This window comes from Ruminococcus bovis (assembly GCF_005601135.1).
GTDB classification, from domain to species: domain Bacteria; phylum Bacillota; class Clostridia; order Oscillospirales; family Acutalibacteraceae; genus Ruminococcoides; species Ruminococcoides bovis.
In genome coordinates this window covers 1,079,812-1,091,826 of sequence record NZ_CP039381.1, presented here as the reverse complement: position 1 = coordinate 1,091,826, position 12,015 = coordinate 1,079,812, and the positions used below count along the sequence as shown (strand labels likewise).

Annotated in this window: 8 protein-coding genes and 1 riboswitch; of the genes, 4 read left to right on the top strand and 4 right to left on the bottom strand. The window is 34.0% G+C overall.

Annotated elements, in window-relative coordinates; all coding sequences use genetic code 11:
• The first annotated feature begins 296 nt into the window (after window positions 1-296).
• The 4 genes from E5Z56_RS05095 to lepA all read left to right on the top strand — a co-directional run bounded on the left by E5Z56_RS05095 (window position 297) and on the right by lepA (window position 6,251).
• Window positions 297-1,346 (top strand): D-alanine--D-alanine ligase family protein, encoded by a 1,050-nt coding sequence (locus E5Z56_RS05095; RefSeq protein WP_138156843.1) that lies wholly within the window; start codon window positions 297-299, stop codon window positions 1,344-1,346.
• A gap of 1 nt (window position 1,347) precedes the next feature.
• The gene (locus E5Z56_RS05090) at window positions 1,348-2,703 is read left to right on the top strand and encodes a UDP-N-acetylmuramoyl-tripeptide--D-alanyl-D-alanine ligase (RefSeq protein WP_138156841.1); all 1,356 of its coding nucleotides are present in this window, start codon (window positions 1,348-1,350) and stop codon (window positions 2,701-2,703) included.
• A gap of 168 nt (window positions 2,704-2,871) precedes the next feature.
• The gene (locus tag E5Z56_RS05085; RefSeq protein ID WP_138156839.1) at window positions 2,872-4,338 is read left to right on the top strand and encodes an LCP family protein; all 1,467 of its coding nucleotides are present in this window, start codon (window positions 2,872-2,874) and stop codon (window positions 4,336-4,338) included.
• 101 nt (window positions 4,339-4,439) lie between these two features.
• On the top strand, window positions 4,440-6,251 hold the full coding sequence (lepA, locus tag E5Z56_RS05080; protein WP_138156837.1) for a translation elongation factor 4: 1,812 nt from the start codon (window positions 4,440-4,442) through the stop codon (window positions 6,249-6,251).
• A gap of 81 nt (window positions 6,252-6,332) precedes the next feature.
• Here lepA and thiT read toward each other — a convergent pair whose 3' ends face one another.
• The 4 genes from thiT to E5Z56_RS05060 form a co-directional block, all read right to left on the bottom strand.
• Window positions 6,333-6,917 (bottom strand): energy-coupled thiamine transporter ThiT, encoded by a 585-nt coding sequence (gene thiT, locus E5Z56_RS05075; RefSeq protein WP_138156836.1) that lies wholly within the window; start codon window positions 6,915-6,917, stop codon window positions 6,333-6,335.
• A 51-nt stretch (window positions 6,918-6,968) separates the two neighbouring features.
• A riboswitch (TPP riboswitch) is annotated at window positions 6,969-7,074 on the bottom strand.
• A gap of 739 nt (window positions 7,075-7,813) precedes the next feature.
• Complete coding sequence (locus E5Z56_RS05070) at window positions 7,814-8,512, bottom strand: ImmA/IrrE family metallo-endopeptidase (protein WP_138156834.1); 699 nt, start codon at window positions 8,510-8,512, stop codon at window positions 7,814-7,816.
• A 608-nt stretch (window positions 8,513-9,120) separates the two neighbouring features.
• Window positions 9,121-10,509, bottom strand: coding sequence for a magnesium transporter (gene mgtE / locus E5Z56_RS05065; protein ID WP_138156832.1), 1,389 nt, complete (start codon window positions 10,507-10,509; stop codon window positions 9,121-9,123).
• 625 nt (window positions 10,510-11,134) lie between these two features.
• Window positions 11,135-11,986: an aldo/keto reductase gene (locus E5Z56_RS05060; protein WP_138156831.1), complete on the bottom strand. Its 852-nt coding sequence runs from the start codon at window positions 11,984-11,986 to the stop codon at window positions 11,135-11,137.
• Window positions 11,987-12,015: the final 29 nt, after the last annotated feature.

Genomic DNA, 12,015 nt, shown 5'->3' with positions numbered 1-12,015 from the left:
TCCCACATTTTACCTTTGCTTATTTGTTTTACACAGATTAAATGTTGGAAAACAAAAAGCTAACAATTATTTAACATTCATTTGTATAATTGAACAGTTTAATTATAAACCCCATAAATACTGACTTTTTAATTCTTATATACAATATAAATGCAAGTTGTGGATTTCCCACATTGTATAAATAAGAACTTTAAATCAAACTTTACTTTGTATATATGTCAATTGAATTTTCATATTAAATGTATTATAATAAAACGGTATTAAAATTTAGCCTAAGATATATAGGAGAGTAAGAAATGAAAATTGTAGTATTAGCCGGTGGACTATGTAGTGAAAGAAATGTATCCATAGTTTCCGGTAAGCAAGTATATAACGCATTAAGAAAGAAAGGTCACAATGTTGTTCTTCTTGATGTATTTATGGGTTATGAGGAATCACCTTGTAATATTGACGAACTATTTGAAAACAACTATTCATTTGCCGGTGATATAACCGTTGATGAACTTGTACCTGATTTAAAAGCTGTTAAGTCATCAAGAAAGAATCAGAGTGACTGTTTTCTTGGTGACAATGTTGCTGATATTTGTAGAAAAGCAGATATTACTTTCTTAGCTTTACACGGTGGTGTTGGTGAGAATGGTCAAATTCAAGCTACACTTGATATGCTTGGAATTAAATATACAGGTCCTAACTACCTTGGTTGTGCAATTGCAATGAACAAGGGTGTTACAAAAAGCGTTCTAAAGCAAAACAGAGTTTCTGTTCCTGAAGGTGAAATCTTTACTCCTGCAGATAAGGAAAACGGTGCAATTGATAAGTGGAACAACTTCCCTTGTGTTGTAAAGCCTTGTAATGGTGGTTCTTCTGTTGGTGTTTCTATTGTTGAAGACAAGAAAGACTTTGACAAAGCTATGGCTGATGCTTTTGCTTGGGAAGATGAAGTTGTTGTTGAAGAATATATTAAAGGTAGAGAATTTTCTATCGGTTTAATCGAAGGCAAAGCTCTTCCTATTATTGAAATTATCCCTGAAAGTGGTTTCTATGATTATGTAAACAAGTATCAGGCAGGTAAAACTAAGGATGTATGTCCTGCCGAATTATCAGAAGAAGTTACAAAGAAAATGCAAAGTGAAGCTGAAAAGGCATTCAAGGCACTTAACCTTGACTCTTATGCAAGAATTGACTTCCTACTAGATAAAGATAACAATACATACTGTCTGGAGGCTAATTCACTACCGGGTATGACACCTACAAGTCTACTACCACAGGAAGCATTAGTTCTCGGTACAAATTACGAAGACCTATGCGAACAGATTATTGAAGTATCATTAAAGAAGTACAAGTAATATGAAAGCTATAACTATAAAAGAAATACTAGATAGCTGTAACGGTAACTTTATCGGTGCAGAAGAAAAACTAAATACTAAGGTAACTTCTATTGTTACTGACTCAAGACAAGCAAAAGAAAATTCTATGTTTGTTGCTATTAAAGGTGAAAAGGTTGACGGTCACAAGTTTGTACCTATGACATACAATCAAGGTGCAGTTTGTGCATTAGTTGAAGAAAAAATTGATTGTGATATTCCTCAAATTGTTGTAGAAAGTACATTACAAGCAGTTAAGGATATTGCAGAATACTACAGAAGCCTTTTCACAATTCCTTTCATCGGTGTAACAGGCAGTGTAGGTAAAACCTCCACTAAAGAAATGTTGGCATCAGTATTAAAGGAAAAATTTAAGGTACACAAAACACAAGGCAACTTTAACAATGAGCTTGGTGTACCACTTACACTATTTGCTATGGAAGAAGATACAGAAGTAGCTATTATTGAGATGGGTATTTCCGATTTTGGTGAAATGACCAGACTTTCTAAAATAGTTAAACCTAATATTTGTGTTATCACTAACATTGGCTGTTGCCACCTAGAAAATTTAGGTGACAGAGATGGTGTACTAAAGGCTAAAACAGAAATGTTTAAAAATATACAGAAAGACGGCAAAATCTTCTTGTGTGGCGATGACGACAAGTTAAATACCGTTAAAGAGTACAAAGGCATTGTCCCTACTTTCTACGGTCTAAATGACACCAACAAATATTACGGTGAAATTATAGAAAACAATAGTGAAAATGGCATCAAGTGTAATCTGCATTTTGATGGCAAAAGTATTCCTGTTACTGTACCTGCTATCGGTAACCATATGGTAGCAAATGCAATGGCTTCAGTTGCTATCGGTAAATACCTTGGAATGACTGATGAAGAAATTGTCAGAGGTATCGAAAGCTACAGTACAATCGGTGGCAGAAACAATGTTATCAAAACTGACAAATACACAGTAATTGATGACTGTTACAACGCTAACCCTACTTCAACTAAAGCATCTATTGACACAATTGCTAACTTTAGCAATCCAAGAAAGGTATGTATCCTTGGTGATATGAAGGAACTTGGCAAAGATGAAATCCTCTTGCACAAGGAAGTTGGTGCTAAAGCTGAAGAATGTAAGATTGATGTGCTGATTACAGTTGGTGACTTAGCAAAAGAAATGCAAAGTCAGTTAAAGAATACTAAGGGTTATCACTTTGATAATAACGAAAGTTTGATTAAAGAATTACCAAGTATTCTGAAAGACAATGATGCAATCCTTATAAAAGCAAGTCATTCTATGCACTTTGAAGAAATTGTAGAAGCAATTACAGAATAAATTAACTATCAGCCCTTAGGGGCTGATTTTTTTATTACTTTTTACATACATATAATAATAAGCACATTTATATATCAATGTTGTAACAAGTATTGATATTATATATTGTATAGTGGTATAATTCTATTATGGAATTTTGCTAAAATTCAAGGAGGGTAATTTGATAATATGGGTAAAAAATCTAAAATAATACTTTTCTCTGTAATAGGGGTAGTGGTTGTTGCAGCTATTGCAATAACACTTTATTTTGTATTGAGAAATCCTATGTCACTTAGCGAGTCAAGAATGATAAAGGATTTACAGAATGATAAAGGTCTATCAAGTCAGAAGATTAGTGGTTTTAACTTTGACTTTAAAGTTGATAGTATTGACTATGACAAAGACAAAGCAAATTCAGGTGATGAGGAACTTTCTCTAACTGCAAAGGCTGATTTGACAAATGAAACTTATGAAGTAAAGGGCTTTCCTGTTGACTTAAAATACACTAAAGAAAAGGATTCTAAAGATTCTTACAAGCTAGACTCTATAAGCTATGACTTAAAAAGTATTGAATATACTGCTGTAGGTGGTTTTCCTGAGGATTATGCAAAGGAAGTTGTAAACAAAACTTACAAAAATGCAAAGCTAGATTCTCATACTACAGACCTACCAAAGAAAACAGATAAATTCACTTTTAAAATCAGCAATTCCGATATGTCAGGTAAATTATACTTAAACTACACATTTGACAGTAAAACCGGTTGGCACAACGGTAAGTTCGATACAACAGGTCTTGACATTAAGAGAGGCAAAACTACTACTGTAAAGGTTGATGGTGTTAAGTGCTACACTAACCCTGCAGTTAAAAATATTATTCTGCTAGGTACTGATGCACCTGACAATGGCACCAGCCGTTCAGACTCAATGATTCTTGTATCTATTGACAGCAACAACAAGGAAATTAAGTTCAGCTCATTTATGCGTGACACTTATGTTGATATTGACGGCTACAACAAAGATAAACTAAACGCAGCATTTGCCTATGGTGGTCCAAAGTTAGCAGTAAAAACTATTGAAAAGAACTATGGTATCAAAATTGATAACTACATTTCAGTAGGCTTTAGCAAGTTTAAAGATATTGTAGATGCCCTTGGTGGTGTTGATGTTCAGCTTGATCAGGATGAATGTGGTTACATTAACTGGCAGTTAAACAAGAACGGTCAAGCCGGTACTTATGGCGAAGTACAGGTTAAGGACGGTTCACAGAAATTAAACGGTCAACAGGCACTTTGGTTCTGTCGTGACAGAGGTTCAGAACAATTCTCAGGTTCAGACTTTACAAGAACATCTCGTCAAAGAAGAATGTTAATGGGACTTGTTGAGTCATACAAAGATTCTTCAGTTAAGGAAATTAAGGACATTACAAACAAGCTAAAGAAATATATTCTAACTGATTTAAGCAAGAATGATTTAAACTGGCTAATTAAGTACAGCTACAAATTCTTCACCTACAAAACCAGTGATAAGTGTTATCCGGAAGAAACCTCAGGTTGGACAGATGGAACAACTGATGCAGGTGCATGGATTATCCAAATGAACAGTTGGAAAGACACAAGAAAAGATATTTCTCACTACATTTACACAGATTTAAAATAAAATCTAAAGAAGTTGCCTGACACCTTGTCGGGCAATTTTTTATATGTTATAATAATATGGATAATAAATAAAAAGGAAAGTTTTAATATAAAGGTGATTATATGTCATTTCCACAAGACAAAATTAGAAATTTCAGCATAATTGCTCATATCGACCATGGTAAATCCACACTTGCCGACCGTATTCTTGAACAGACAGAATCAGTTGCAAAGAGAGAAATGGAAGACCAAATTCTGGACGATATGGACCTTGAAAGAGAAAGAGGTATCACCATTAAGGCTCACGCAGTAACACTACTGTACAAAGCAGATGATGGTGAAACTTATCAGTTTAACTTAATTGATACTCCCGGTCATGTTGACTTTAACTATGAAGTATCTCGTTCACTTGCAGCTTGTGAAGGTGCTGTGCTTGTTGTTGATGCCAGTCAAGGTATTGAGGCTCAAACCCTTGCTAACACATATCTTGCAGTTGACGGTGGTCTTGAGATTGTACCGGTTGTTAACAAAATCGACCTACCAAGTGCCGATCCGGACAGAGTAATTAAAGAAATCGAAGATGTTATCGGTATTCCGGCAGAAGGTTGTCCTTGTGTATCAGCAAAGACAGGACTTAACATTCACGATGTTATGGAAAGAATTGTCAGTGATGTACCTGCTCCAACAGGTGACTACAACGACCCACTAAGAGCATTAATCTTCGATAGTTACTACGATAGCTACAAGGGCGTTATTATTTATGTTAGAGTTAAAGACGGTCAAATTCATCCCGGTGATCAATTTAAATTAATGGCAACAGGCAGTACATTCCAAGTTGTTGAATGTGGTTATATGAGAGCAACTTCTCTTGAACAGAGAGATGGTCTATATGCCGGTGAAGTTGGTTATATTGCAGCATCTATCAAAAGCCTACAGGATGCCCAAGTTGGTGATACAGTTACTCTTGTATCCAATCCGGCAGAAGAACCACTACCGGGCTACAGAGCAGCACAGTCAATGGTATTCTGTGGTATTTATCCGGCTGACGGTGCAAAGTACGGCGACTTACGAGATGCACTTGAAAAATTAAAGCTAAATGATGCATCACTAACATTTGACGCAGAAACTTCTGTTGCTTTGGGCTTTGGTTTTAGATGTGGTTTCTTAGGTCTGCTTCATATGGAAATTATCCAAGAAAGACTTGAAAGAGAATACAACCTTGACCTTATTACAACTGCACCATCAGTTAGTTACAGAATTACAAAAACCGATGGTACTGTTGAAATGATTAGTAACCCTACCAACTACCCTGACCCTGCACTTATTGCAAAGGCTGAAGAACCTATGACTGATGCTCATATTTATGCACCATCAGAATATGTAGGTAACATTATGGAGCTTTGTCAGGATAGACGAGGTATCTTTGTTGGTATGGATTACATTGACTCAGACAGAGTTGATATTCACTATGAAATGCCACTTGCTGAAATTATTTATGATTTCTTCGACACACTAAAAAGCAGAACAAGAGGCTATGCATCCTTTGACTATGAACTAAAGGATTACAGAGAAAGTCAGCTTGTTAAACTTGACATTATGCTAAACGGTGAAGTAATTGACGCACTATCATTTATTATTCACGCAGATAAAGCATATGGCAGAGCAAGAAAAATGGCAGAAAAACTAAAGGAAAAAATTCCAAGACAGTTGTTTGAAGTGCCAATTCAGGCTTGTATCGGTGGCAAGATTATTGCCAGAGAAACTGTTAAGGCTATGCGTAAAGATGTTCTTGCTAAGTGTTACGGTGGTGACATTACTCGTAAAAAGAAACTACTTGAAAAGCAAAAAGAAGGTAAGAAGAGAATGCGTCAGCTTGGTTCTGTTGAAGTTCCACAAGAGGCATTTATGGCAGTTCTTAAACTTGATTCAGACTAATTTACAACATTATATAAAGCTAAAAGCCTAGGGTTTTATTCCCTAGGCTTTTTGCTGTAATAGTAGATATATGTTAAATACTTATGCTCTCTTTAATACGCTGACTGTGTCTTTTCTAAAGTCAAGAAAAAGTGCAACAAGTACACCAACAACAATTGTTACGATAGTTTCAGGTATCATATATGTTGCGTTGTATGTTACTGAATATAGCCAAGCAGGTTGTCCCTCAGGTGCCCAAATATACCATACTGCCCAACCTGAAATAAAGTGACAGATATATCTTAATGCACAAGCAAGAAATGAACCTAAAGCAATTTCAAGTGGTTGGTTGTGGAATTTATCTCTAAAAATACCGGCAAAACCTATTACACCAAAAGCTACAAGGTAGTCAAACATAATAATTAATATAACTGCTAAAGCCGATGTACCGTAAGAAAGGTTGTTTGCTCCAAGTACCATTTGTACAAGTCCATAAACAACACCGGTAAGTACTCCCCACTTCCACTTATAACGGTAAGCAATCAGTACTAGTGGCAACATACTGCAAAGTGTTACACTGCCACCAAAAGGTAAGTTCGCAAACTTAATCATACTTAACACAGTAGCAAGTGCAATCATAATAGCACTTTCACACAATCTTAAGATAGTCTTTTTTCTCATTTCCATTATTGTTCCTCCCAAAATAAAAAAGCACTATGCAGACGCACAGTGCCATAAAAATCCTATCTTAAAGCTCCCTACGCCGGCATTATCCGAATCAGGTTAAGGGTCTAAGGCACACACCTTACTCTCAGCCACTTTTGTAGCTCCCCTGTTTGATTTGCAACTATAATATCATTAAAAATAATATTTGTCAAATACTTTTTGTAAAAATATTTAGAAACACAAAAAGGAACATACCTTGTTGGGTATGTTCCTTATGTCCTTCCAAATTAAAATTAAAATTTTATCCGTAAGTATTACATCTTAGTAAGCCACCTATATTTATCACATATGTGACAATGGAATTATAATAAAAGTTAAAATAAAAATTCTTAATTAATTTTTCGTATTAATTAAATTATTTAATTTGTTTGTGTAGATACTTTGAACAATTAAGTTCAATTTTTTAAATATTCAATTGTAATTTACTTGATAAAATTAGGCTTTTTTACCGAACAAAGCCACCATATCAAGGTTTTCAATGTCGGGAATTGGTTGTTTCTTCTTAACATTATCGTTATTTGATTTGCTAATTGTTGGTTTGCTAGATCTATTCATATATAATACAATCCCAACACATGTAGCTAAAAGTAAAGTCATTAAAACCAAAACTACGGCAAGAACTATAATCCCATGGTACATCGGTAATACCTCCTTGTAATACACTGTACGCTTATATAATAACACTCTAGAATGTTTATATCTTGTTTACTATTTCTTTTCTTCTTTAATTAAATAATACCACATAAATATAAAATGTCAATGGTTTTTTTGAAAAAAGTTAAAAATTTTTATATCAAATTCACTAAAGGCTTATAATAGTAAATTTATTCATAGTAAATCTATATTTTGTTCATAAACTAAGCCTTGCAATGGTAGTTCTTCAATGCCATAAGCAGTTGCAACAAGTTTTCATAACCACAGAACTGATATTCAGTCAGCTTACCCATCTTCTGTAATCTTATAGCCAAAATCTCCTTAGTTACACCAAACATATCAGCCATTGCGTTAAACTTTATAAAGTTTCCTTTATCCACAACAGGATTGATAACATTCAACTTATCAACACCATAAACCTTGTTAAAAACTAAGTTGATAGTTTCCTTTGGCATCAATATTTCTAATGCTAAAGTAGAAGTGATACCTTCAACAATATCATCACTTGGTGCATCTCTCAAAGTGATAGACTTTTTACGGTACTTTTCACCATACAAGTCACTATTAATACGGTTAAGAATTAAGAAAGAAATTCCACACATTGTTACAAAGTTTCTGTGACCACTACTGCCCTTTAGCAACTGTTTATTCATATAAACAGTCTTGTTGTTAAGGGTTACTTCCCTTTCACCTATTTCGTCTTTCACATTACACAAAGCAACTTTGCCCAGAACTTCTTTATCGTTAAAGTCAACATACTGAATCTTAATACCCAACATATTTGCTACATTCTCAGGACTAACCTTAAAGACTTCATTACTGCTAATGTTATAAACATTCATATACTGCTGTACAATACTATATGCAATTGTTTCTATATTCTTCTCTGTTAAATAAGCCATAATAATCTCCTTTACAATTTTACTATATAATAAGTTAATTAATTTCTATATTTTTCTAGCTTGGTTATAGTATAGTTCACCACTTTGTTATTACTGTTAGTAACAGTTGAATTATAAATGTGTTTTGTGTGAAAAGAAAAAACACATTACAAAAGGCAAAACACCGAACCTAATGTTCGGTGTTTTTGACTTAATGAAAAAAATGAGGGGTTTTTCAATGTTTTATTTGAGGAGATAAAACAATGTATCTAAAGCTCTGTATCTCTTTAGTACGCTTATAGTATATAAAGTCAATATGTTTTTCATTTTACAAATAATTGAAATATACTTGTAATTTATGTGAAAAGTATTAGAAAAACTATCTGTAAAAATAACAAAGCACTGAGCTTGTGGATAACTCAGTGCTTTGTGTCTTTCATTAAAAATGAGGGGTACAATGTAAATCTTATTGATTACATTGAGGAGGGTAGAACAATATACTGAAATGGTTGCGGCTCCATTTCTTTAGTACGGTTATAGTATAACCCTACAATTTGTTTTTACTGTTATAATAATTTGAAATATATCTGTCAGTTATGTGAAAACTATGAGAAAATTTCATTATTCATCTATGCTAACTTAAAAATATCAATTAAGAATATCCACACCATACCATAGTAAGTTACTACTGCAACAAGGTCATTTATTGTTGTAATCAGTGGACCTGAGGCTACTGCAGGGTCAACCTTAATCTTGCTAAAGAACATAGGAACTAATGTACCTACCAAACTTGAAATAACCATTGAGGCTAAAAGTGAAAATCCAACACAACCGGATACTAAGAAAGAATATCCAAATGTATTACCTTTAAACAAGAAAATATACAATCCTACAAAAATAAATGACATAGTTCCAAGTAAAAGACCATTAGAAAAACCTACTCTTACTTCCTTAAACATCAGCTTAACTTTGTCAGATGCTTTTAAGTTTTCATCCATAAGTACACGAATTGTAACAGCCAGTGACTGTGTACCTACATTACCTGCCATATCAAGGATTAGTGACTGAAAACATATTACAATAGGAATAACTGCAACAACTGTTTCAAACATACCTACAACTGAAGAAACACCCATTCCTAAGAATAACAAGATTATTAACCAAGGCAATCTTTTCTTTGTACTTTGCAAAGTTGTTTCGTTTAAATCTTCTTCAGCAGTCAAACCACCTAGCTTTGCATAATCTTCACCAAGTTCTTCATCAACAACTTCAACAATATCATGGGCAGTAATTACACCTAAGATATGTTTGTTGTCATCAAGTACAGGGATTGAGTCTTCTGCATAGTCCTTTAGTTGTTCAATACAATCAACTATTTTTTCATTGGCCTTTACATATGGGTAGGACTTTATAATCAGTTCATCAAGGGACTGATATTCCCTTGCAACAATCAAGTCCTTTAAGTCGATAGCACCGTAGAAACTGTCATTATCATCAACAACATAAATAGTATTAATGTTGTCATTTTCTCCTGCTTGAGTAATTAGCTGATGGGTAGCCTCTTTAATAGTAAGATTTTTGTTTACAACAATATAGTTAGTTGTCATCTCACTACCGATTTCATCATCTTCATATGACAAAATCATACTAACATCTTGTTTTGCATCATTGTCAAGTAAAGCAACAATTCTCTTTCTGTCAGTATCACTTAACTTCTCCAGAATATCAACAGCATCATCTGAGTCCATTTCTGAAATCAAGTTAGCTACTTTATCGGAATTAATTTCCTTGATATATTCTTCTGAGTCCTCAATATAAGAGAATATCTCAGCCACCATTTCAACACCCAACACAGGGTATAGTGACTTTCTTTCTTCCGATGTCATTTTCTCAAATGCATCGGCAATATCACCCATATGGTAATCGGAAATTTTTTCTATTAGTTCTTCCTTAGGAAGATTACTTCTAAAAATCTTTAGTACTTCATCAGAATACATTGGCTTAGTTACTTTATTCATTATTATTACCTCCTACTACCTAAAAATAGGCATAAAAATACCACCACTATCCATAGCAGTTTCACAAATTATCGTTGCGTAGTATTAGGATAAATACGGTGGTACAGAATAATATTAAATTAAAGTAAACTATCGAAATCAACAGACAGTGCTACAACTTTAACTTCCATATCACCATAAACAATACACCCACCAAAACTATCACAACTGTCCATTAACTTCACCTCCAATATTTTCTTATATCAATTTAGCACCAAAAGTGCATAAAGTCAAGAAGTCACAATACTTTTAACTTAATTTTTACCTAAATTTATCCTACCAAATAACCTCCTTACACAGCAAAGCACCGAGCCTTGTGGATAGCTCGGTGCTTTGTTTTCATTAAAATGAGGGGTACAATGTAAATCTTTTTGTGGATTAACATTGAGGAGGGTAGAACAATGTACTGAAATGGTTGCGGCTCCATTTCTTTAGTACGCCTATATTATATACCCAAAAATCAGTTTTGTTGTTATAGAAAACTGAAAGGTTTTTGTTGGTTGTGTGAAAATTCACTTTGTTTTTCACCTTTTAGTTATCTATTATGTACATTCTAATTATAAATGTACATAAATTCACAATAAAATTATTGGTGTACTTTTAGGTTGTGAATCATTTTAATAAAGTCAGGGTTAGTGTGGTCAACAATTTCACTATGACCTAAATCCAACTTACCGATTTCATTCATATCTTCATTTGAAAGTTCAAAGTCAAATACATCAAAGTTCTGTTCCATTCTTTCCTTATGAGTAGACTTAGGAATAACTACAACACCTCTTTGGATATTCCAACGAAGAGCAACCTGTGCAGGAGTTTTGCCATACTTTTCGCCGATAGCACTTAGAACAGGATGAGTAAAGATACCGTGATTACCTTCGGCAAAAGGACCCCAAGCCTCAGGAGTAACACCATATTCTTTCATAACCTTTAGTGCATTTTCTTGTTGGAAGAATGGATGTAGCTCAACCTGATTTACTGCCGGTTTAACAGAAACAGTTTCACAGAAATCAGTTAAAATATGAGGATAGAAGTTACATACACCTATAGCCTTTAGCTTACCCTCTTTGTACATTTCTTCCATAGCTCTATAAGCACCGTAGTAGTCACCCATTGGCTGATGAATTAAATATAAATCAAGGTAATCTGTACCTAGTTTCTTTAGTGAAGTTTCTACTGCCTTTTTAGCAGATTCATAACTTGCATCCTGTACCCATAATTTAGTTGTAATGAATAGTTCTTCTCTAGGCACACCACACTTTGCAATAGCCTTGCCTACTGCTTCTTCGTTAAAATAAGCAGCTGCTGTATCAATTAGACGATAACCACTGTTAATAGCATCAAGGACTGCTTGTTCACAAACTTCAGGATCAGGCACTTGGAAAACACCAAAACCCAACATAGGCATTTTTACACCATTATTTAAAGTAATATATTCCATAGATAAAACCTCCAAAAATTTTATTAAAA

Coding starts and splice junctions, on each gene's coding strand:
- lepA (WP_138156837.1), top strand. CDS start 4,440: ATGTCATTTCCACAAGACAAAATTAGAAATTTCAGCATAATTGCTCAT.
- E5Z56_RS05085 (WP_138156839.1), top strand. CDS start 2,872: ATGGGTAAAAAATCTAAAATAATACTTTTCTCTGTAATAGGGGTAGTG.
- mgtE (WP_138156832.1), bottom strand. CDS start 10,509: ATGAATAAAGTAACTAAGCCAATGTATTCTGATGAAGTACTAAAGATT.
- E5Z56_RS05070 (WP_138156834.1), bottom strand. CDS start 8,512: ATGGCTTATTTAACAGAGAAGAATATAGAAACAATTGCATATAGTATT.
- E5Z56_RS05090 (WP_138156841.1), top strand. CDS start 1,348: ATGAAAGCTATAACTATAAAAGAAATACTAGATAGCTGTAACGGTAAC.
- E5Z56_RS05095 (WP_138156843.1), top strand. CDS start 297: ATGAAAATTGTAGTATTAGCCGGTGGACTATGTAGTGAAAGAAATGTA.
- E5Z56_RS05060 (WP_138156831.1), bottom strand. CDS start 11,986: ATGGAATATATTACTTTAAATAATGGTGTAAAAATGCCTATGTTGGGT.
- thiT (WP_138156836.1), bottom strand. CDS start 6,917: ATGGAAATGAGAAAAAAGACTATCTTAAGATTGTGTGAAAGTGCTATT.